General features: G+C 60.8%; 20 protein-coding genes and 5 tRNA genes. 4 read left to right on the forward strand and 21 right to left on the reverse strand.

The features are described from left to right. Window positions 1–56: 56 nt before the first annotated feature. From V3330_RS04385 to V3330_RS04410, 6 genes are all read right to left on the reverse strand, one after another. Window positions 57–132: transfer RNA gene (locus V3330_RS04385), tRNA-Lys, on the reverse strand. Between the two features lie 39 nt (window positions 133–171). Continuing rightward, window positions 172–247, reverse strand: a tRNA-His gene (locus tag V3330_RS04390). Window positions 248–476: 229 nt separating this feature from the next. Next, window positions 477–553 (reverse strand) — tRNA-Arg (locus tag V3330_RS04395). A gap of 39 nt (window positions 554–592) precedes the next feature. Beyond that, a tRNA-Pro gene (locus V3330_RS04400) sits at window positions 593–669 on the reverse strand. Between the two features lie 220 nt (window positions 670–889). Further along, window positions 890–966: transfer RNA gene (locus V3330_RS04405), tRNA-Arg, on the reverse strand. A 106-nt stretch (window positions 967–1,072) separates the two neighbouring features. Then, the gene (locus V3330_RS04410; RefSeq protein WP_354694174.1) at window positions 1,073–1,387 is read right to left on the reverse strand and encodes a PqqD family peptide modification chaperone; all 315 of its coding nucleotides are present in this window, start codon (window positions 1,385–1,387) and stop codon (window positions 1,073–1,075) included. An 82-nt stretch (window positions 1,388–1,469) separates the two neighbouring features. Here V3330_RS04410 and V3330_RS04415 point away from each other — a divergent pair, with 82 nt between their 5' ends. Then, window positions 1,470–2,306 (forward strand): phytanoyl-CoA dioxygenase family protein, encoded by an 837-nt coding sequence (locus V3330_RS04415; protein WP_354694175.1) that lies wholly within the window; start codon window positions 1,470–1,472, stop codon window positions 2,304–2,306. Window positions 2,307–2,834: 528 nt separating this feature from the next. Here the strand turns inward: V3330_RS04415 and V3330_RS04420 are convergent. Beyond that, a complete protein-coding gene (locus V3330_RS04420) occupies window positions 2,835–3,305 on the reverse strand; it encodes an Lrp/AsnC family transcriptional regulator (RefSeq protein ID WP_354694176.1) in 471 nt (156 codons plus the stop codon). Between the two features lie 131 nt (window positions 3,306–3,436). On the opposite strand from V3330_RS04420, the gene phhA reads away from it, so the two are divergent. Continuing rightward, window positions 3,437–4,252 (forward strand): phenylalanine 4-monooxygenase, encoded by an 816-nt coding sequence (gene phhA / locus V3330_RS04425; RefSeq protein WP_354694177.1) that lies wholly within the window; start codon window positions 3,437–3,439, stop codon window positions 4,250–4,252. A gap of 355 nt (window positions 4,253–4,607) precedes the next feature. Next, a complete protein-coding gene (locus tag V3330_RS04430; RefSeq protein ID WP_354694178.1) occupies window positions 4,608–4,952 on the forward strand; it encodes a 4a-hydroxytetrahydrobiopterin dehydratase in 345 nt (114 codons plus the stop codon). A gap of 17 nt (window positions 4,953–4,969) precedes the next feature. Here V3330_RS04430 and V3330_RS04435 read toward each other — a convergent pair whose 3' ends face one another. Continuing rightward, window positions 4,970–5,746 (reverse strand): YdcF family protein, encoded by a 777-nt coding sequence (locus V3330_RS04435; protein ID WP_354694179.1) that lies wholly within the window; start codon window positions 5,744–5,746, stop codon window positions 4,970–4,972. A gap of 39 nt (window positions 5,747–5,785) precedes the next feature. After that, window positions 5,786–6,922: a methyltransferase domain-containing protein gene (locus V3330_RS04440; protein WP_354694180.1), complete on the reverse strand. Its 1,137-nt coding sequence runs from the start codon at window positions 6,920–6,922 to the stop codon at window positions 5,786–5,788. A 146-nt stretch (window positions 6,923–7,068) separates the two neighbouring features. On the opposite strand from V3330_RS04440, the gene V3330_RS04445 reads away from it, so the two are divergent. Next, the gene (locus tag V3330_RS04445; protein ID WP_354694181.1) at window positions 7,069–8,739 is read left to right on the forward strand and encodes an ABC transporter ATP-binding protein; all 1,671 of its coding nucleotides are present in this window, start codon (window positions 7,069–7,071) and stop codon (window positions 8,737–8,739) included. Window positions 8,740–9,023: 284 nt separating this feature from the next. On the opposite strand, the gene V3330_RS04450 is transcribed toward V3330_RS04445, so the two are convergent. The 12 genes from V3330_RS04450 to V3330_RS04505 form a co-directional block, all read right to left on the reverse strand. After that, window positions 9,024–10,931 carry an asparagine synthase-related protein gene (locus V3330_RS04450; protein ID WP_354694182.1) on the reverse strand — a complete coding sequence of 636 codons (1,908 nt, stop codon included), beginning with the start codon at window positions 10,929–10,931 and terminating at the stop codon, window positions 9,024–9,026. Window positions 10,932–10,935: 4 nt separating this feature from the next. Next, window positions 10,936–11,808: a hypothetical protein gene (locus V3330_RS04455; RefSeq protein WP_354694183.1), complete on the reverse strand. Its 873-nt coding sequence runs from the start codon at window positions 11,806–11,808 to the stop codon at window positions 10,936–10,938. Window positions 11,809–11,920: 112 nt separating this feature from the next. Continuing rightward, window positions 11,921–12,367 carry a lasso peptide biosynthesis B2 protein gene (locus tag V3330_RS04460; RefSeq protein WP_354694184.1) on the reverse strand — a complete coding sequence of 149 codons (447 nt, stop codon included), beginning with the start codon at window positions 12,365–12,367 and terminating at the stop codon, window positions 11,921–11,923. Then, a complete protein-coding gene (locus V3330_RS04465) occupies window positions 12,367–12,702 on the reverse strand; it encodes a PqqD family protein (protein WP_354694185.1) in 336 nt (111 codons plus the stop codon). The genes V3330_RS04460 and V3330_RS04465 overlap by 1 nt, the downstream gene beginning before the upstream one ends. After that, window positions 12,699–13,811: a nucleotidyltransferase family protein gene (locus V3330_RS04470; RefSeq protein WP_354694186.1), complete on the reverse strand. Its 1,113-nt coding sequence runs from the start codon at window positions 13,809–13,811 to the stop codon at window positions 12,699–12,701. Before V3330_RS04470 ends, V3330_RS04465 begins: the two co-directional genes overlap by 4 nt. Next, window positions 13,808–14,818: a UDP-glucose 4-epimerase GalE gene (gene galE / locus V3330_RS04475; RefSeq protein WP_435791383.1), complete on the reverse strand. Its 1,011-nt coding sequence runs from the start codon at window positions 14,816–14,818 to the stop codon at window positions 13,808–13,810. The genes V3330_RS04470 and galE overlap by 4 nt, the downstream gene beginning before the upstream one ends. After that, the gene (locus V3330_RS04480; RefSeq protein WP_354694188.1) at window positions 14,818–15,789 is read right to left on the reverse strand and encodes a UDP-glucuronic acid decarboxylase family protein; all 972 of its coding nucleotides are present in this window, start codon (window positions 15,787–15,789) and stop codon (window positions 14,818–14,820) included. Before V3330_RS04480 ends, galE begins: the two co-directional genes overlap by 1 nt. Further along, a complete protein-coding gene (locus V3330_RS04485) occupies window positions 15,786–16,925 on the reverse strand; it encodes an MraY family glycosyltransferase (protein WP_354694189.1) in 1,140 nt (379 codons plus the stop codon). The genes V3330_RS04480 and V3330_RS04485 overlap by 4 nt, the downstream gene beginning before the upstream one ends. A 27-nt stretch (window positions 16,926–16,952) precedes the next feature. Beyond that, on the reverse strand, window positions 16,953–18,332 hold the full coding sequence (locus V3330_RS04490) for an O-antigen ligase family protein (RefSeq protein ID WP_354694190.1): 1,380 nt from the start codon (window positions 18,330–18,332) through the stop codon (window positions 16,953–16,955). 10 nt (window positions 18,333–18,342) lie between these two features. Next, the gene (locus tag V3330_RS04495) at window positions 18,343–19,368 is read right to left on the reverse strand and encodes a hypothetical protein (RefSeq protein WP_354694191.1); all 1,026 of its coding nucleotides are present in this window, start codon (window positions 19,366–19,368) and stop codon (window positions 18,343–18,345) included. A 2-nt stretch (window positions 19,369–19,370) separates the two neighbouring features. Then, the gene (locus tag V3330_RS04500; RefSeq protein WP_354694192.1) at window positions 19,371–20,147 is read right to left on the reverse strand and encodes a metallophosphoesterase family protein; all 777 of its coding nucleotides are present in this window, start codon (window positions 20,145–20,147) and stop codon (window positions 19,371–19,373) included. Beyond that, window positions 20,131–20,799: a hypothetical protein gene (locus V3330_RS04505; RefSeq protein ID WP_354694193.1), complete on the reverse strand. Its 669-nt coding sequence runs from the start codon at window positions 20,797–20,799 to the stop codon at window positions 20,131–20,133. Before V3330_RS04505 ends, V3330_RS04500 begins: the two co-directional genes overlap by 17 nt. Between the last annotated feature and the right edge of the window lie 12 nt (window positions 20,800–20,811).

Below are 20,811 nucleotides of genomic sequence, written 5' to 3' on the forward strand. Positions count from 1 at the left end.
CCGGCCCTGCCGGTGTGAAAGCTTTGCCTACTTCGCTTTCACTGCCGGTCTTTAATTGGTGGGCCATCTAGGACTCGAACCTAGAACCAATAGATTAAGAGTCTACTGCTCTGCCAATTGAGCTAATGGCCCGGAACTGCAGGCCGTGCGGCATCCGCACGACCGGAAAATTGGGGTGGACGATGGGGCTCGAACCCACGACCGCTGGAATCACAATCCAGAGCTCTACCAACTGAGCTACGCCCACCATTGATCGTTCAGTAACGCGACCGCCTATTTTAACCGGTTTGTGTCGCGTGGCATACCCTCAACTCGCCGAAAAATGCGTTCTTGCGCACAGGCGCGCAAACCGCAACGCTCCGCCGACATCAATGGCTTCCTCGCTTGCCTGCGGCAAGTCTCCGAAAGCCTCGGTTCGAGTCTCCAGACGCCTTTGCGGCGTGACGCTCTTCTGCGTTACTGCCGCCTTGCTATATTGGCGCGCCCGGCAGGACTCGAACCTGCAACCCCCGGCTTAGAAGGCCGGTGCTCTATCCGGTTGAGCTACAGGCGCGGCGTTTCAGACCGGAGTAATACGCGAAACGTTCGCGAATGGTCGGGGTGGAGGGATTTGAACCCCCGACCCACTGCTCCCAAAGCAGTTGCGCTACCAGGCTGCGCTACACCCCGACTCGGTCCGAACCCGGGCATTTTAGAAACTTCGATGTCCACCGGCAAACCGGCGACGTTTCAAAAACGCCATTTAAAACAAAAAAGACGCCGTGGGGCGCCTGCACAACTCAAATACTGACTTTTTCGAATTCGTCGAACTCTTCGTGTCTGTCGGGAGTTCGAATCGCAGTGGCCTCGGCCTTGCTGCTCTCGCTTCCCGTCTTGCCGTTTCGAAAACTGGCGCGCCCGGAGAGATTCGAACTCCCGACCTTCTGGTTCGTAGCCAGACACTCTATCCAACTGAGCTACGGGCGCGCGCTTTTTCGATCCCCTCGAGACGATATGGGTCCGCGGTCGGACCCCACCCCGTCGGGGGCTGCGCATTATCCTTTTTGACGGCGGGTGATGTCAACCGAATCGATCAGTCCGACGAGCCCGCGGCGGCGCCTGATTCCGGGGCGCCCGGGCGTACAATCAAACCGCTGCGTTCCATACCGGCGAGCACCGACTCCAGGGTACGCGCCAGCCGCTCCGGATCCATGCCGGTTTCTTCCGCCACGGCCGCAACCGCGGCCGAGAAATCCTGCGTCTCCCGCACCGCGCGCCACAACCGCGAGCCCAGGGTATCCAGCCCGAAATAGGTCAGGGTATGCACGTTCATGAAAACCGTCTCGCCGAGCGGAACCACTTCGGAAATGACGCCTTCGCAGATTTTGAATTCGGGGGCTACGCTCATGCAGACATGCCTGCGCCAGGAATCACCGCAGCATAGCGAACACGGCTAGAATGTTGCCAGTCTCGAACATCACAGCACATACATGACCCTCCAGGCCCGAATCCGGTACGGCGCATCGGCCGACTCCGACCCCACCGAACTCGAACCGCTGTTTGACCGGGCAGCGCACGGTTTTCGGGTGCACGGCGCCCTGCAGCTGGACGGCTGTTTCGACCCGGCCCGGGTGGCCGCGTTGCGGGAAGCGTTCCTGCATGATTACGCCTCCCGGGATCGCGCCGAAATCGAGCAGTCCTGCCTCAAGGTCGGTCATGAGCGGTTCATGTTCTCGCTGCGGCTGGAACCGCCGTTCATGGACCCGGAACTGTATGCCAATCCACGCTTGCTGCCCGTACTGCACCGGCTGCTGGGCGATGACTGCGTGATCCAGAGCTTCGGTGCCGTCTGTGCCTACCCGGGCGCTCCCGCGCAGCATGTCCATCGCGACCACCCGCCGCTGTTCGCGGAGGCCGGCGGCCTGAATGCCTTCTTCCCGCCCTACGCATTGCACGTGGTCGTGCCGTTGGTCGATCTGACTGAGAGCACCGGCACCACCGCGCTGTGGGAAGGATCGCACCGGATCCGATCCAGCCGTGAAGAAAACCGGTATTCGCGCCGGCAACTGGACGCCTTTGAAGGCGCAGTCATGCCATGGCCGAAGGTCGGCGACTGCTACCTGATGGATTTTCGGCTGCGCCACGCCGGCACGGCCAACTCATCGACCATTCCCCGGCCCATTCTCTACCTGGTGTACAGCAGGCGCTGGTTTCAGGACCGCAAGAATTACGAATTGCAGGAACCCTTGATGATCGAGCGCGACGAGTACGAACGCATCCCCGAACCCTATCGACACCTCTTCGAGAATGCTCGCCCAAGCCATTGAATAGGCTGGATAACAGTCTCGATGTCTCAAAAAATGATGGGAAGTCAGCCTGCATCCGAGCGGCGGATCACACGCATTCGTCCGGAGCAGAGCAAAAAAAAGCCGGGACCCAAAGGTCCCGGCCATCTCGTTGAAACGCCAGGGTAGCAGCTCCCTGACAGTCTCGCTGGACGAAACGCAGCCGACGAGCCGACTGCGCTCCAAGGGCAGCGAAGGCGCCAGCCTTCCTTGGCGCTGACGTCCATCCTGGACCATCTCCGCCGCCCTATCCCTTGCAAACAACCGCCTGTGGCGGTCAAACCAGCCCAACCGGGCTGGGTTCAATCCCCTTGAACAGGAACCGTCCCTGGCTCGTTCAGGCAGCCGTCCTGGCCACGCCACTCCAAAGGACCTTCCCTGGTGATCCTGACGACCTCCCTGGCCGTCAGTTTCAATGCGTCGAAGCGCAAAGCTTCCGAATTCAAAACCTTCCCTGGTCGCCACCTGCAGTTCCGTTGCATTGAAACTGGTGTCCTCTCCAACTCCAGCTCATGCCAATTCTGATTCGCTCAACGGCAACGCCGTGGTGACCTTTTCTTTTCGCAACACGAAACTCGTGTTGACTTGATGTACGGCCCTGCAGGGCATGATGTGCTCGCGCAGCAGCCGCTCGTACGCCTTGATGGATGAGCACACTACCTTCAACAAGTAGTCGTACTGTCCGCTCATGGCGAAACATTCCAGTATCTCGGGCCGGTTGGCGACCATTTCGTCGAACTCCCTGATCGAAACAGGGTGGTGGTCCTCTAATGAAACCGCCGCTATGGCGATCACATCCAGCCCAATTTTTTCCGGATCCAGTATCGCTACTGTGGTAGATATGACCCGGTCTTCCTCCAGCTTTCGAACCCGGCGCCAGGTCGGCGCCGTGGACAATCCAACCTTCTCCGCGAGAGCCTGGCTGGAGAGCGTGCCATCGGCCTGCAACTCCGCAAGGATTCGCAAATCTGTTCTGTCCATTGAAACATATTTTTCGTCAAATTCCGTTTGACGGAAACATTTATATCACTATTGCCGAACAAAAAGCAATAAACGCAAAATTTTTGCTCACGTATTGATATAAACTTATCTTCGAATACGCTGAAAAGGAAATGAATTTTTCGTCTATGGGCAAGGGAAAGCAAAGCAAATACGTCGCCAAGGTTCCCGACGAAACCGGGCACATCGGGTATTCAGACGAAGAAAACGCGATCTGGCACGACCTGATCACGCGGCAGATTCCGATGTTGCCCGGCCGCGCCTGTCCGCAGTGGATCGAAGCGCTGGAGAAGATGGACCTGCCTGTCAACCGGGTGCCTCAGATCAACGAGCTGAACGCCGTGCTCGAACAGCACACCGGCTGGCACGTATGGCCGGTGCCGGCCCTCATTCCGTTTACGAAGTTCTTCGGCCTGCTGGCCGACCGGAAATTTCCGGTAGCCACGTTCATCCGCACCCGCGAGGACTTCGATTACCTCGAAGAGCCGGATGTTTTCCACGAAGTGTTCGGCCATACCCCGGTATTGACGGACCACCGCTTCGGCGCGTTCATCGAGGCCTATGGGAAAGCCGGCCTGGCAGCCGACCCAAAAGACCACGCCATGCTCGCCCGGCTGTTCTGGTTTACCGTGGAATTCGGCCTGGCGGAAACCGCGGAAGGGATCCGCGCGTACGGATCCGGCATCATGTCCTCCCCCGGCGAGCTGGTCTACGCGGTGGAGAGCGACAAGCCGCAGCGCAAGCCCTTCGACCCGGTGGATGCCCTGCGCACGCCCTACCGCATCGATATCTTTCAAACCGTGTATTTTGTACTGGAGAGTTTCGACCAGCTGTTCGACCTGGCCCAGATGGATCTGCTCAAACTGGTGGCCGAAGCGCGCCGCCTGGGCATGCACGAACCGACGTTTCCGCCCAGGGAAGTGGCATGAATGCCGAGCAATCCGGACGGGGGCGGACGCTGTGCCAAACCCGGCTTGTGGACCCCGGCTCGGAGGCCGGGGTGACGCTATCGAAACATCCCGGATTTGATCCGAACGCTGTGCCAGACCCGGCTTGTGGGCCCCGGCTCGGGGGCCGGGGTGACGCTATCGAAACATCCCGGATTTGATCCGAACGCTGTGCCAAACCCGGCTTGTGGGCCCCGGCTCGGGGGCCGGGGTGACGCTATCGCAGCATCCCGGACGTGATCCGGACGTCATCCCGGACTTGATCCGGGACCCATCCGGCCCCAATGAATGCGCCGGTCTGAACGTGCCAGAAATCACCAAGAGGAAGTCACACACCATGAACAGAACCTGCAGCCTTACCGACCGCCACTGCGAACCCTGCGAAGGCGGGGTCGATCCGCTCGACCGGCAGCGGGCCGAAACCCTGCTGGGTCAGCTGACAGGCTGGGAACTGGCCGAAGATGGCAAGTCCATTCATCGTCGCTTCGAGTTCAAGGGCTTCTACAAATGCGTGGGCTTTATCAACGCCATGGCATGGATCGCCAACCAGGAAGGTCATCACCCGGATTTCAGCGCTGGTTACAACTACTGTGAGGTCACCTTTACCACCCACGCCATCGACGGGCTGAGCGAAAACGACTTCATCTGCGCCGCGAAAGTCGACGCGCTGTTACACGACTGAACCCTGCCCCGCGGGCTTCAGTTCCATCCATTCCATTGATAGACCTTCTGGCCCATCCATTCGCGGATGGCGTCGGAGGTCATCGCCAGGGCGTGGGCGTCGGGTAGAAAATCCATCGCCGTATATTCCGTTCTCCTGATCGCCCGCACATCGGTGGAAACCGGGTAGGCGTACAGACCCACTTCCTTGAACGAGGCCAGCGCCCGCTGCATGTGCGCGGCCGATGTCACCAGCAGCGAACGGTCACAGCCCGTCGCTTCCAGCATCGGCTTAATGTTCACCGCGTTCTCGCGCGTGTTGCGGCTACGGCCCTCGAGTTGTATCGCATCCGCCGGCACGCCCCACTCCACCAGCAACTCACCGATCAGCGCTGCCTCGCTGGGCCCGGACTCCGACCGGGGCTGGTTGCCGGCCGCGACGAACACGCGGTTGGCCTTGCCTTCCCGGTACAACTGCACGGCCTTGTAAACCCGGTCCACCGCTTCGGTAAGCTCGATGTCCTGGCGCGGAGCGAACGGCAAGCCCACGGCCCCGCCAAGGACTACGATACAACTGCTGACAGGAATCCGTGCGAGCGGCTCGGGCGGAAACCTCGACTCCAAGCGCCCGTACAGGCTGCCTGCCACGATCGGCATTGCAGCCAGCCAAAGCAGCAGGACCGTGAACGACAGCAGCCAGGCGGCGAGCCGCCTGCGGCCCGTGACCAGAAGCAGCAGCACCAGTACGGCGGCAAAAATGATCAAGCCGAGGGGCATCAGAAAGAGGGGCACGATCTTGGAAAGATATACGTACATTTCAAATACCGCTTGAATACCGCAGGGTGTCTGCCTGACTCATGCCGGGTCACCGCCCCAGCGTCTCACCAGGCTTCGAACGTGGCTCTCGAGTTCCTGTTCGTGCACCGACTGCCGGGGGAACTCTTTACGAGCGCTGTCGATGATCTGCCGAAGCGTTCGCCCTTCGCTTAGCCAGGACAACACGTGCAAAGCCAGCCTGCCCTCCTGGCTCAGGTTCGGTGCCGCATCGGGCGCCTGTTTCTTCAGGTGCGCCAGGTCGACGATGTTGGCCTGGAAAGTCGAGTGGCGCTGCCGGCTGCCCCCCAGGGTCACGGTCCAGGTCCATTCGCCGAACGGGGGTCGATCGAGGCCAAATTTAACGTTGTCTCCTTCCTTCAGGTCGAGCGGAGGATCCAGCGGCATGAATGCCACCGACCAATGCATCGGTTCGGCAGCCGGCCCCGTCGACAGCCAGTCTTCTCCCAGCCGCATGTCGAACCACCCCATCACGCCGTGGCAAAGGCCGCTACTGCCGGCGGTCATTTCCACTTCGCTGCCGCACGCCGCCGTGCGCGCCGTGTGAAAGTCGATGCAGTCAAGTTCCACCGCATCGCTCAGCAATTCCGCGCCCAGATCGCTCACCGGACGCCAAAACAGGGTGTTCGCGGCAAAACCACGCCCACGCGAAAAGTCGATTCCGAGCGTTGGCCTGGACCAGCGCGAGATGTGTTCGGAATAAAAATCGGGCGCGGAAACGAGTGCCGTCAGCATGCGCGCCCGGTCCGGCAGGAGCTCACCGCCCGGCTTCAGAAATCGATCCCGCGCCAGGAACAGCGAGGGCAGCAAATCCTCGGAAAGCAGAAAGTTGCCGGTAAACACGGAAACGATCAGGTCCACGGGTGGCAAGGTTTCCACCTCTTCGGCGCGTTTTCGGATCACCTCAACGCGGCCGCCAAGGCCGTTATCGCGGGCCAGATCGAGCCCCAGGTCCACGACGGGTGAGGGATCGAGCAGAATGACGCGTGCGGCGCCCGCCCCGGCCGCGAGCAATCCATGTATGCCCAGCCCGGCCCCAAGATCCAACACCGTGCAATCGGGTGTCACGACGTTTCGAATCGCCTTCGCGTACGCGGCATTACGCACCTCGTCGAAGACCATGCTGCGATGTGATTCAATATCCCGGTATACGCTCACTTGTCTCAATCCAGCCGTGCCGTGGCGCGCCCGCGCCGCCAAACCCTATCTTCGCACACACTGGCTTTGCAGCCCCATGGTGTTACTGGGAGAATGCAGAACAGACACGCCCGGGTTTGCAATCCCGGCTGAAGGGCAGCCACCGAATGAGTCTGAACGACCATCCCATGAAGTTCGCCCACTTGCTCCGCTACGTGACCCCTCATCGCGGCACGTTGGCGCTCATCCTGCTGTTGCTCCTGGCCGGCGGCGCCATTTCGCTCGCCAACCCCTGGATTGCCGGGCAATTGACCGCGATCATTCTCGATTCCGCTCAAGGCCGTTTTTCATTGACCTTCATTTTGCTGGCGTGGTCGGGCTTGCTGCTCTTTCGGGCGGTCATTGGCTTTGCCAACCAGTACCTGATCGGCGTAACGGGTGAGTCGATGTCCGCGGAACTGCGCAATCGCGTGTACGAGCACCTGCAAGTGCTGCCGCTGGGCTACTACCAGGATCGCAAGCCGGGCGATCTGCTCAGTTTGCTCGCAAACGACTCCGAGATCATCAGCGGCTTCGTGACGGGCACGCTGGTGCAACTGCTGCCCCAGCTTTTCGTATTCGCCGGGGCGTTCCTCATGATGGCGCTGATCGACATCCAACTCGCACTGCTTGCGGCCATCCTCCTGCCCGCCTACTTCGTTGCGATGAAAGTCATCGGGCGCCGAATCCGCCCCATCACCGGCCGGTGGATCGATGCCTGGTCGAGCATGTACGCCTTCGCCCAGGAGAATGTGGCGCTGATCCCGGCCATCAAGGCGTTTGGGCGCGAGCCGGCGGAACGGGCTCGCTTTCGCGAGCACAATCGCGCCGTGCTGGGGCACTCGCGCCAGCAGATCCGCCTGCAGGCCCTGTTGTCACCCTCAGTCAGCTTCCTGTCCGGAATAGGCATGCTGCTCTTGCTGTGGCTGGGTCTGCAGCATGTTGAACAGGGGCGGATCGATGCCGCCGAACTCGTCAGCCTGCTGTTGTACGCCATGCTGCTGGCACAGCCGCTGTCCGGCCTGGCCAACGTTTACGGGCAGGTCATGCTGACCCGCGGCGCAGCCGATCGGCTTCTGGATTTTTTCTCCGTGCAGCCTGAACCGGTCAGCATCGGCCAACCACCTCTGGTGGCCGGTGACGGTCGTATCGAATACCAGAACGTCAGTTTCGCCTATCCCGGGCGCAGTCCGGTGCTCGAGGACTTTTCGTTGGTCATTCAACCGGGCGAAACCATCGCCCTCACCGGCCCGAATGGCGCGGGCAAAACCACGCTGGTGCATTTGTTGTTGCGATTCATGGAACCCCGCGGCGGACGAATCCTGATCAACGGGCAGGACATCGCCGAGGTGGACATCACCAGCCTGCGCAGCCAGGTGGGACTGGTTGCGCAGCATACCCTGCTGTTCAACGGCACGGTTCGAGAGAATATCTGCTATGGCTGCCCGGATGCGACAGACGCGGAAATGAAAAAGGCCGCTTTCGCGGCCCAGGCACATGGGTTTATCGACGAATTACCCGATGGCTATGAAACGGTCATCGGCGACCAGGGTGTCAAGTTGTCGGGCGGGCAACGCCAGCGCGTGTCCCTGGCGCGAACCCTCCTGCGCCAGCCAGCGATTCTCGTGTTCGATGAGGCCACATCGATGCTGGACCCGTTCGGCGAATCGGATCTCGTGTCTCAATGCAAAGAGATATTTCGACTTAAAACCGTCATTCTCATCACGCACCGTCCCGGCACGCTGGAACTGGCGGATCGAATTATCCAACTGGACCCCTTGCCACAGCGCCAGGCTTAATCAGCTATCGCCCCGGCCCATCCGTTTGTGCTTGCAGATGCATGCGCTTTGCGCTCAAGCACCCTCAAACACATGACATATGCGCTTTATAATTCGGGAGGCAATTCATATCGGAGTTTTCTGATGCCGACTCACTCGGGCCGCCGGAACCGGACGCGGTCAGTTCCCGGAGTCGGCCGAAGTATTGCAACTTCGGTTTTTCGTAGGGTTTTTTTGCCGCAGGTCTTTGAAAATCCATAGACGTCACCCGAAAAATTTGATCCGGCGGGCAGGTTCCAATACCACTACCCCTTAAGCCATAGTATCAGGGTTACCAAGTCAAAAACCACCTGGCATGGGCCGTTGTCGTCGTGCGGGTCGTAGTGCTGCATCAGTTTGTTGACCTCGTCCACATTGACGTAGTCTGCGACGTCAGACAAACCGCCATTGATGGTATCCCGGACAAAGGGCGCCGTGGCAATCATCAGTTCGCGTGTAAATCGCCACCCCAGATGATTTTTGTCGCGCCGCCAGATCACGTCTTTATCCACTCGGTCACGAAAAGCACGACGCACCAGATACTTTGTCCAGCCGTCGCGTATCTTGTACTTCAGTGGCAGGCCGACGAAGAATTTGACGACATCGACATCCGCCCAGGGATCCCGCATCTGAGTGCCGAATCGCCTTCCGATCCGCCCGAATCCGGACAGTCCGGATGCCTGGTGATTCCAGTTCGAGCCCTCCGGCGGCAGCCTTTCTCCATTGGATCCTGACGGGCCGCTCTCCGACTTGATCTCCTGATACGCGTCGTACAACGACCGGCTCATGAGAGGGGGTGGCGCCGGATCCCTGGCAGGATAGAACGGCGCCTTTCTGATCGGCCGTTTGCACCATTCGGGCAGAAATGCTGACATCATGAATCTCGCCAGCAACCAGGACGCGCTCCTGCTCCGGAAATAGACGTGATTACGGCTTGCGCCGAAACTCTCTGAAACAGCAAGCCGCCAATCGCCATTTCGAAAATGATCAGCAACGTACATGTGCGGCGCACTTGTGACAATGTCACCTGCTGCCCCATACAACATCACGTCCATGCCGGCGCTGCGAGCCGCCAGGCAGCACAAGGCCGGCAGCAGCAGACTGTTATCGACAGGGTGTGGCTGGCCCCAGGCGATTTCTATCAGATCATCCCTGCCGGGCTCGCCGGCAAGCGATGGCACGTGGATCAAGTGGGGAACTGTTTGCAATGACGCGACCAGGCTCATGATGCTGCGGCTTTCAATGCATTCGTCAGGACTGTCATATACCCCTGAAAATGAATGCAATGGTTCGGGAGCAGGTCGCAAACTTCGGCTGGTGGCGCCGATGGCCATCGAATCCAGCCCGCCACTCAGCAGCAAACCGGCATCAACACCCGGCTCCAGCCGCCTTTGGACAGCCACTGAAAAAACTTCCCGAAAGTGTTCCGCAGCTTCACGCTCCGTGGCATAAGACTCCGGCTCCGTCAGCTCCAGCGCCCACCAGATTGAAGTGGACAGGCGGCCTTCGCTGTCAATTTCAAGCAACTCTCCCGGAACCATGGACTGAACCTCCTGCCGGCAGGTCGTTCGCGTTCCCAGGGCGGGAAATCGCCAGTCAATCGACTCGGCAAGGCTCGTGAGTTCGGGCCGGCCCGTCAGTCCGGGCAGACGAATCAGCCATTCGGAGCTCGATGCGAGAGCAAACCGGTTGTGCTGTCGGACATAAGTGAGTGCGCCGGCACCCAGGCGATCGCGTGCGCACAGGAGTGCACGACGCCGAGGGTCCCAGAGCGCGAACGCGAAATCTCCCTGCAACCGGTCCAGGCAGCCGCGCCCCCATTCCAGATAGGCCCGAAGTATCAACTCTCCGTCGTGGGGTTCCTCACCGCCTTTTTTTCGGATATTCAGGCGTGACATCAATTCCCGGCGGTTATCCAGGCGCGCCTCCGCCGTGATGACGTGGCCGGTGGGGTCGTGGACCCATGGGAGTACGTCTTCATGCTTGCTTCGCGCGGATGGGCTGGGCCGGTATCCCAGGGCCACACTCCGGTTCTTCCACTCGCGAAACTCCGGAATACGTGCGGGTTCCGGCGCGGCCCACTTATGAGGAGCACTGGCGCCGACGAGACTGTGCCATGCTGCCGAATCCAGTGCTTCACCATCGAAATGCAGTATTCCCAGAATGCTGTGCATGCGGTCAGTTCGCCGGGATCATGCCCGATGCGGCCTGCGCCTGTGCTTCGACGAAGCCGCACGCCGCCGCCAGTGACTCGTACCGGCGGGTGTACGAAAAACGAAAAACAGGCAACCGAGATGCCACCAGTGCCGCCGCCCCACGCACATTGCGACCAACCACGTCGGCATTGTCGATATCCAGCACGAACAGGGATTCAATGATCGCCATTGACGCCCCGGAGCCACTGAGCGGGACCATGCGCGGCTGCTCCGGCCCGCCGTCGGCATCCGGCTCATCCAGCACGAACAGTGCAGAAAGCGCATGAGCACTCGACCCCGAATCCCGGGTTTCGGGTATCCATTGAAATTTTTCGGCTGACTCGGAAATGGGTCGAAAAGCGTTGTTGCGGTCAAACAGCGCGGCGATTGAATCCGGCCACAACCGCAGGCTGCCATACGGTGGCCGCCCGGTAATGGCACCGGACTCACGGTCCAAAACCAGGCAGTCATCGGTCACCAGTTTGGAACCCCTCACGACCAGGGCTGCCGCCAACGTCGATTTTCCCAGGCCGCCCCTGCCCACGAAAGCAATCACCCTGCCGCACGGCAACGCAACCGCGCTCGCATGGACGACGAGAAGGCCTTTCTGGTTCAGAACCCTCGGAATGACCTGATCAATCAGAAGGTGTGCAAGGAAATCCTGTGCGGCATTTTGCGCCGACCTGACGGTGATGGTTCCCAGGTCGGAACCGATGTGGAAATCGGCCAGGTCCGGAAAACGCAGCAGGTAGGCGCCGCCGTTGCGCGCGGCGGCCAGAGAGACCTGGCCGTCCGTGCCTTTCCATTCGTTGAACCAGGTAAACCCGGTCGCATCCGTGCCAGGCTCATCGCCCACGAAAATATCAAGGTCGGCCTTGTTTTGACCCGGGACCGGCGGGAGCGGCAATGGCAATTCACTGCGGACGAGCAGATCGAAGACCCGATACGTGTCCGCCTCGGCCCTTGGCTCAGTGACCAGCGCGGCTCCGGGATTCGAGAGTCTTGAAGCGCTGCCCGGGTTCCTGCGTACCAATAATGGTGCCTGAGCATTCCACCCAGGCGTGTGCGGAAAAACCGCTGGCTGCCAGGTCCGCACCCAGTTTGACTTCGCAAGGAATGCCACGCTTGTGCAGTAACCGGCACAGAACCAGCGAACGCTTGAGACAGTTGGCCCGATACGGCCCGCGCGCGGCCGCGCGGTCAACGCCCTCCGACACCCGGTGCGCCAGCGCAAGCTGTTGATCCTCAGTCAGCGGACTTGCCGTGGGCATACCTGAACGAGCCTGCTCGTACAGGGCCTGAAACGACCTGTACCTGAGGCTGAGAGCGCACCAGGGGAGCATCCACAGCGCCTGAAAAAAAATCAGCCAGTCCAGCCAACCGAGCGTGCGCAACGTATTCCAGCGCACGGCCATCAGGACTCCACGGGCCGGGCACTCGGACGAATGAGACCCGCCTCGTTAAGGGAGACAAGAAGTGAGTGGATGTCGTCCTCGAGCTGGCCGGGTTCGACATCAAACTCCCCCAGGAGCGTTTCGAACACATCGCCCAGGGTCATACCCGCCTCCAGCAACTGCCAGACCCGGGTCGCCACCGGGTCGAGTCCAAAGTACTTTTCGCTGGCAAGATCCAGAAGCACGGTCTCGCCCCGAACCTCCTGGCTCAACACCTGATCCGAGAGTTCGAATATCTGGTCTCTGGCAAAATTCTTCGAGTTCAACGGGGCCTGATCCCCATCCTTCACCTTCACCTCAACCTCAACCGGTTCGCCACTCCGCTCGAAATCTGCCGCACATAAAGCCATGGCAACCATTGACGACCCTCCTTGCCGTACCTGGCAAGCAGGCTTTTTCCGGAAGGCAGGAAGAGTTCTCCCAGCAAGCGCCTGCGATCTCCCCATCCCTGAAGACTGTACCAGTCATGACGCAACAGACCCAGGCTGCTGTGACTGAACCGCCACCGGAAATCAACCGGCTCTGGCGCCGGACTCAGGAGCTCAAGCAACTCGGAAGTGACCCTGGTTCGGAAGAGCCTGGCCGCACGCTCGAGCCCATCCCGGCAGCATTCCTGCAGGTTGAGCGAGTTCGCCAGCCGGCAAACGCGCATCTGCCCCTCCTGGCCCAGTGCGGAGAACAGCAGGTGTATGTCGTAAAGCCAGATCAACCGGTTCCGATCATGCCGGTCACTGCCATCGCGGTGCATGCAGGCCACCAGGAAATTATGCTCCGCGCTGAGAACGCTGGCACTTTCCAGTGAATCCATTTTTGTTGCCTGCGCATATGCGTCTTCGAAATCGAAGCTGAGCGCGTATCGCGGAGAATTCAATATCCGCCAATGGACGTCGAACCACACCCCCACGCCCTTTCCGGCGGCGGGTGTCACTGTGAACTGGTGCGTTTTGTATACCGGAGGGACGATTTTGTAGCCAGCGTCGGTCAGCGTGCTTCGCACCCGCCCGATGTCATGCAGGTGAATGAACAAATCCGTGTCACCGCGCACGCGGCTGCCTGGCTGCGCGTAATGGGTCTGCGCGAGCGCCTCGCCTTTCATCAGTATATGGCGGATACCGCGCTGCCCGAGTGCTTCGCTGATTCGCACGAGATGGTGGCCGCGCAACAGCTCTGCAGCCACGAACTCCCTGCATTCTTCTTCCAGTACGGTCAGGATGCCATCGGGCCATTCATGCCCGGTGCCGGACTCCGCCAGCGCGTGAAACAGGACCCCCTGAACGCCATGATGCCGGCAACAATCGAGAAATTCCTGTTCGCTCACAGACGGTTGCAGCGAAGCCCAGGATGCCGGCGCGCCACGGAGCGCCGCTGCGATGAATTCGATGACGTGCGGTGACGTGCTGCTCAATACCCCTCCGGGTTTTTCTGTTGCCAACGCCACGCGTCCGCGCACATGGCGTCGAGGTCGAATTCCGCGGTCCAGCTCAATTCGGCCGCGGCCCGCGAAGGGTCGGCATAAACCGCAGGGGCGTCACCCGCCCTGCGCCCGGCAATCCGGCAGGGAATGTCCTGTCCGGTGGCCCTGCGAAACCCTGCAATGACCTCCTTGACCGAATAGCCGCGCCCGGTACCGAGGTTGTGCACCATCAGGCCCGGATCGGTTGCCAGTTTCTGCAACGCCTTGATGTGCCCCCTGGCCAGATCGACCACGTGGATGTAATCGCGTATGCAGGTACCATCCGGGGTGTCGTAGTCGTCACCCCACACGGACAGCTCGGGCAATTCCCCGACCGCCACCTTGGTGATGTAAGGCATCAGATTGTTGGGAATACCCAGCGGGTCCTCGCCGATTTCACCGCTGGGATGGGCGCCCACCGGGTTGAAGTAGCGCAACACGGAAACATTCCAGTCCGGCCTGGACGCCACCACGTCGCGCAACATGTACTCGATGGTGAGCTTGGTTTGCCCGTAGGGGTTGACAGCTCCCAGCGGGGAATCCTCGGTGATCGGCAAGGTATCCGGCTCGCCGTAGACCGTGCACGATGAACTGAAGACCAGGTTTCGGACACCGCTATCGACCATCACGTCCAGCAGATTCACCGTGCCGGAAACGTTGTTCCGATAGTACAGCAGGGGTTTTTCGACCGACTCCCCGACGGCCTTGAGGCCGGCGAAATGCATCACGGTGTCGGGCCTGAAAACATCGAAAGCCTTGCGCAACTTGTCCCGGTCCAGCAGGTCGCAGCGGATGAAGTCGAGGGACTTGCCGGTGATTCCGCCCACCCGCTCCAACGCATCGGTTTTGCTGTTGCTGAGGTTGTCGATAACCAGCACCCGGTAACCGGCCTCCAGCAACTCGACACAGGCGTGGGATCCGATGTATCCGGCGCCCCCCGTAACCAGTACGTTTTTCATCATTCGCCCAGCAGGGTTTCGCGAAAATACTCGACCGTGCGCGGCAGGCCATCCTCGAGCGCCACCACCGGATTCCATCCCAGGTGCCGGCGAGCCTCGGAAATGTCCGGTTTACGCTGGGTCGGGTCATCTTCGGGCAGCGGCTCATAAACAATGCTCGAACCTGAACCCACCAGCTCGGTGACCTGCTCCGCCAGTTGCCTGATCGAAAACTCACCCGGATTACCGAGATTGACCGGTCCGGTTATCTCATCATCGCTTTCCATCAACCTGATGAGGCCATCGACCAGATCATCGACATAACAGAAAGACCGCGTCTGCTCGCCGTCGCCGTAGACCGTGATATCCCTTGCCTGAAGCGCCTGAACGATGAAATTCGACACGACCCGGCCGTCGTTGGGCAACATCCTCGGCCCGTAGGTATTGAAGATTCGTGCCACCTTGATCGGCAATCCGTGCTGCCGCCAATAATCAAAGAACAGGGTTTCCGCGCAGCGCTTGCCCTCGTCGTAACAGGAGCGGACACCAATCGGGTTCACATTGCCCCAATAGGATTCGGTCTGCGGATGAACTTCCGGATCGCCGTACACTTCGCTGGTCGATGCCTGCAGGATCCGGGCACCGGTGCGCTTGGCCAGGCCGAGCATGTTGATCGCCCCGTGCACCGAAGTCTTCGTCGTTTGAACCGGATCACGCTGGTAATGGATGGGCGAAGCGGGGCAGGCCAGGTTGTAAATGCGGTCGACTTCGACGTACAGCGGAAAGGTCACATCGTGCCGCATCAGCTCGAAATTCGGGTGGTCCAGAAACGGGATGATATTGCGCCGCGTGGAGGTGTAGAAATTGTCAACGCACAGAATGTCATGCCCTTCGCGCAGCAGCCGTTCACACAGGTGGGAGCCGAGAAATCCCGCGCCGCCGGTCACCAGAATGCGTAGCGGGCCGCCGCCCATCGAGGTCGTTGTCGTCATTTGTGCATGGCTCCTTTCGTTCCGTAGTGGAGTTTTTCCTCGATCTGAAAATCGTGATGAATGAAATGGCGGCCGAGAAAACTCTGGGCGGCCCAACTGTGGCGCAGGTAGAAGTAATAGGCAAATGCAAAAATCATGAATCCGTAGAAGCTGAGATACGCGGGCACCTGGCTGAATTCGAAAACGATCCCCACCCCCGCCAGCATCACGGCGAGAAGCGTTATCGCAATCCAGGTCTCACCCATGCTGAAACCGGCGCGAAGAAAGGCGTGGTGCAGGTGCCGCTGATCCGCCGCGAAGGCCGAACGCCCCGAGCGCCAACGCATCCAGATCAGGGTCGATGTATCCAGCAGCGGTACCGCGAACAGCCAGACGGCCGTCATCGGCATGAAGGCACGCTCGGGACCACTGCCCAGACGAATGAAACTCCACGCAAGGACGAAGCCCAGCATCAGGCTGCCCGCATCTCCCAGGAAAATCCGGGCGACCGGATTCCACGGCAAACGCGCATTGAGCAACAGAAATCCGCAAACAGTGGCCATGGTGAGCAGCAACAACCACAACATGTCGGTATCGCCGGCGATGGCGGAAAACATCGCCATGCCGGCCGCCGCGATGCACACGATCGAGCCGGCCAGCCCGTCCATGCCGTCGCACAGGTTCAAAGCATTTATCACACCCATCGCGGCGAAAATCGTAATCGGAATCGCGCACCAACCCAGGTTCAGCCGCTCATCGGTGAACAGGGGTCCGAAATCATCCAGTCGAACACCGGTAAACCGGATCAACAGCAGGCAGGCGCCGATCTGAACCAGGAATCGCGCCAGCGGCGACAGTCCGCGCCAATCATCGATCAGTCCGGTCAGCAGAAGCAGCGCGCCACCAGCCAGAACAGCCAGATAAAACGGATCGGACAGCCCCACCTGGATGGGAGACAGCACGGTGGATATGACCAGCGCCACATAGATGGCCGCCCCTCCGACCAGGGGTGTGGCGGCATCATGCACTTTGCGGATGTCCGGTCGATCGACCAGGTTGACTCGCTGCGCCAGAGGCACCAGGAGCGCGGCGCAGACCACGGACATCAGCAGGGCCATGGGCAGCAGGATCCAGGGTTGTGCACTGAGCAGACTCACCGCGCGTTCATCCACCTGCCCCGGCAATCACCGTGTTGCATGACCGAATCCCGAAACGCCGGCAGAACTCGAATACGCCTGGGCACAGCAGACTCCCATGATGCAGGCGTACAGAATGGCGACCGCGGGAATCTGCAGGCTGAAATCCACCATCGAATGCATCGCGACCAGTACCGACGCGGCGACTCCGGTGGCCGGGAAAACCCAATCCCGATGGCGGCGTGACACTCCGCCGAGGCAGATCAGAGCCAGGCCCGCGAGTGCTGCGTACAAAAGCACGGCGGCGGGCAAGCCCAGTTCGAAGGCATTTTCCAACCAGGTGTTGTGTGCCCGGTCGTAATGCACCGCCGTGCCGACCTGGTTGTACATTCGGAAGCTGTCGCTGAAGGTTCCGTAGCCAAAACCCAGCAACGGGTTGTCCGAAATGCCCCGAGTGACGTCGGCATAGACCGCCAACCGCTCTTCGGTCGTGATGTCGGTATGGTTGATGCGCTCGAGCAGCACCTCGCTGGTCAGAAAGAAGGCGAGGCTGGCCACACCGACCGCGGCGATGACCGTCACGCGCGAAGCCGCCCGATGCCTGCGCCCGCGACGATCCAGCAGGTAGACCAGCACCAGGGTGCCCGCAACGGCAGCCACGAAACCACCCCGCGAGTGGGTCAGGATCAGCGCTGAAGACATCAGCAGCAAGGCAGCCAGCGGCATCCATGCGCGCCGAATGAATTCTTCAGCGGCCGCCGCCCGGTCCATGGGTACCTGGTACGGCTTGACGGGTGGCCGCGAGAGCCGCTGGTAGTAGTACGCCATGGCCACCAGCAGCGACAGCCCCTGCCAGGTGGCGAAATGATTGCGATTGACGAAGGTACTGCGCACGTCTTCAGGCAATACCCGGTCGCCGAACAGCCAGCCAGGGTGATAACCACTCCAATAGACCGCGAGGCCGAAGATTCCGTAGACGAGGCCAGCCATCGCAATCCAGCCGAAAGCCGCCAGTGCGCGTTCGCGCTCCCTCCCGAGGTGGAAAGCGAGCATGAAGCTCAGGGCATAGGTCAGCAGGCGCATCATCGCCGAAACGGTTGCGTGCGGATTGACGGAAATGGCGTCAGCGACATCCCGCGCGAGCACGGTCGACGTCATGCCCCACAGGGGATGTTTCCAGGAAGCTGGCACCCAGGCCGCCTGCTGCACGACGACCCAGATGCACGCGAACACGAATGCCAGGACAATCCACGGATTGGGCTGGCTCGGTGAACTCGAACGATTGAAAGAAAGGCTCAGACCCCACAGCAGTCCCAACACACCCACGATCGCGGCACAGATGCTCCAGGCCCATTCGCGGTTGCTCCCGAGCGGAAGGGGGGCGATGGCCACCAGCAACATCAGTACCGGGAAGATGCTGCGGTTCAACACCCTGCCCTCACCGTTCCCGGGGCTCCAGTTCCGCCTGGATCTCGCCGAATGGACGGATCCACAGTTCCCGCTGTGACTGAATGGTCGTCGGAAAACGTTCCCTGGCCAGGCCCGCCTCCTCCGCACTGGAATAATCTCCCTGCAGCAGCACCCAGACAGGCCCTGACTCCGAATGCAACGCAAACACCGAAAACGGTTGCCAGTCCGGATGATCTTGGATGAACTCCCTGACCGTGGCCGTGTAGCGGACGGCGATGACCTGGATGGCGTAATGCGCCGGGTCGCGCGACCTGATCCAGTCTCGCCGCATTACATCAGCCGGCCAGTCGGCCCCCTCCCCGTCTGGCTCATTCTGTCCGTCTTCTCCAAACCGGGCCAACTGGCTGACCAGTGAAGGCTCTTCGGCTTCATTCCCGATTTCACTGCCCGGCACCCGCTCTTCGGTATCCGCAATGCCGGTGTGTAACACTCCGGAACGCCGATACTCCTCGACGATGGCCGCGGAGACGGGATCGCCGTTCGCGGCCGCTTCACTGAACCATTGAAGCGCGCGCCCCGGTTCGGGGGGGACGCCGCGACCGTCGCGGTACATCACGCCGAGGTTGTACTGTGCATCTGCGTCACTGGCGGCCGCCGCCATGCGAAGCCACTTGAATGCTTCGAAGTCGTCCTGCGGCACGCCTTGGCCGATCAGGTACAGATAGCCGAGCTTCGATTGAGCACCGGCATGATTCAATTCCGCGGCTTCACCGAGCCAACGAGCGGCTTCAACGCTGTCCTGGATCACCCCCCGACCCAGCCAGTACAGCATGGCCAGCGCATAGCAGGCTTCTGCCCGAATACCGGGCTCCACCTGGGGTGATGATTGACTGGCCACTGCGTGCCATTCAGCGTGGGCCCCTTCGAAGTCGCCCGCACGGTAGGCTTCGATGCCGGCCCGGTAGTCGGCCATGCCCGTTGCAGTCCAGAAAACCATCAGCGAAAGCGATCGAAGCCATGCACCGGGTCGCTGGAAGTATCTTCGGGACCGCATGTTCAGACCGCCGCGATTCCGGTCTGCAACAGGCGCTGCGTGTCGGCTTCCAAAACCAGGCAGGTCAGGATTCCGGTATGAAAGGCGCCCGTATCGATCCCGATCCGGTTCGGCAGAAACTCGACACTCGGGGTGATGGTGTGTCCGTGCACGATGACGTGCGGGTGTACGGCCGAACTGCGCGTGAACTCATCGCGAATCCACAGCAGGTCGTCGTTCCGCTGTTCCTGCAAGGGCACGCCCGGCCGGATGCCCGCGTGAACGAAACAGTAACTGCCGCAGACGTGCAGCAACTTCAATTCTTCCAGGAAGCGCCGATGGGCATCGGGCAATCGTTGCTCCAAACTGTCACGCAGGCCGCCCAGTTCACTGCGCGACTCGCCGGGCCCGGCATGAACGCCGTAGCTCGCCAGGGTGGCGATTCCGCCATACGCCAGCCAACTGCCCACACTGTGCGGGTGCGCGAGGAAATCCAGCAGGGTTTGTTCATGGTTGCCCAGCAGGTGGATCACCTCGAAACCGGCCAGCGGTTCCTCCAGCAGCCGATCGATGACTTCCCGGGACTGCGGGCCGCGGTCGATGTAATCACCGAGATACACGAGAATCCGCGCACCTTCGAATTCGCATGCATCCTCGTCGACTTTCCGCAGAAGCTCGTCCAGCAGATCCAGCCGCCCGTGAATGTCGCCGATGCAATACACCCGCTGGCCATCGGGAACGCGTGGAGCCACCGCTTCCCGGTCTTTGCCACGAAGCCAGCGATTAACGAGCTTTCTCAACCCAGGCCTCCATTTCTGCCAGTGCGAGCGGATCGGCCGTTCCGATCAGGGCGCGCGTTTGCGCCAGGCTCGGGTCACGCCGGGCCAGCAACTGTATCAGCGAACCGGGGCGCAACTCCCACGCCAGGAGAATCTGATCCCGCAACATCGCCGATCCTTCTTCGTCCAGCTCCGTCCGATAGGCCATGCCGATTTCCACGCGTTGCAGAAACAGGGCGGATTCCATTCGCCCGGCGAATATCGACATTTTCCAGGGCCTGATGACGTCCGGTGCCTCGTCACGCAGGACCCAGCGAATATAGGACACGCGCAACCAGGCAGCCGGCTGAGCCGGTGAGCGGCTCAAAGACTCGAGGGCTGCCCCCTCGGCTGCCCGGTACTCCCCAATCCGTTGCCGCGCGGGGGTATAGACATCCAGGCCGCGCAGATAGTGCAATACGCTCAGGCCGTCGAAATAGCGGGGATGGTCGTTGTACGCGATGGCTGTTTGCGCGAACTGCATGAGGACCGGTAAACGATCCGTGGGAATTTCGAGGGTGCGGTAATACTCGTCCAGCGCATGCTCGATCGGCAGGTAGCGAATACTCGCCACCACGCGCGGACCGGACAGCACCAGCACCATGGCGGCAATGGCCGTGACCAGCAGCGGCAAAAAATATCGGCG

It is taken from the genome of Elongatibacter sediminis (assembly GCF_037892215.1).
Lineage (GTDB): Bacteria > Pseudomonadota > Gammaproteobacteria > Xanthomonadales > SZUA-36 > Elongatibacter > Elongatibacter sediminis.

What these genes read in the sequence shown, in the direction of transcription:
- phhA (WP_354694177.1), top strand. Translation starts at nt 3,437, where the DNA reads ATGAATTTTTCGTCTATGGGCAAGGGAAAGCAAAGCAAATACGTCGCC.
- V3330_RS04495 (WP_354694191.1), bottom strand. Translation starts at nt 19,368, where the DNA reads ATGCGGTCCCGAAGATACTTCCAGCGACCCGGTGCATGGCTTCGATCG.
- V3330_RS04480 (WP_354694188.1), bottom strand. Translation starts at nt 15,789, where the DNA reads ATGACGACAACGACCTCGATGGGCGGCGGCCCGCTACGCATTCTGGTG.
- V3330_RS04415 (WP_354694175.1), top strand. Translation starts at nt 1,470, where the DNA reads ATGACCCTCCAGGCCCGAATCCGGTACGGCGCATCGGCCGACTCCGAC.
- V3330_RS04435 (WP_354694179.1), bottom strand. Translation starts at nt 5,746, where the DNA reads ATGTACGTATATCTTTCCAAGATCGTGCCCCTCTTTCTGATGCCCCTC.
- V3330_RS04430 (WP_354694178.1), top strand. Translation starts at nt 4,608, where the DNA reads ATGAACAGAACCTGCAGCCTTACCGACCGCCACTGCGAACCCTGCGAA.
- V3330_RS04410 (WP_354694174.1), bottom strand. Translation starts at nt 1,387, where the DNA reads ATGAGCGTAGCCCCCGAATTCAAAATCTGCGAAGGCGTCATTTCCGAA.
- V3330_RS04450 (WP_354694182.1), bottom strand. Translation starts at nt 10,931, where the DNA reads ATGCACAGCATTCTGGGAATACTGCATTTCGATGGTGAAGCACTGGAT.
- V3330_RS04460 (WP_354694184.1), bottom strand. Translation starts at nt 12,367, where the DNA reads ATGGCCGTGCGCTGGAATACGTTGCGCACGCTCGGTTGGCTGGACTGG.
- galE (WP_435791383.1), bottom strand. Translation starts at nt 14,818, where the DNA reads ATGAAAAACGTACTGGTTACGGGGGGCGCCGGATACATCGGATCCCAC.
- V3330_RS04445 (WP_354694181.1), top strand. Translation starts at nt 7,069, where the DNA reads ATGAGTCTGAACGACCATCCCATGAAGTTCGCCCACTTGCTCCGCTAC.
- V3330_RS04420 (WP_354694176.1), bottom strand. Translation starts at nt 3,305, where the DNA reads ATGGACAGAACAGATTTGCGAATCCTTGCGGAGTTGCAGGCCGATGGC.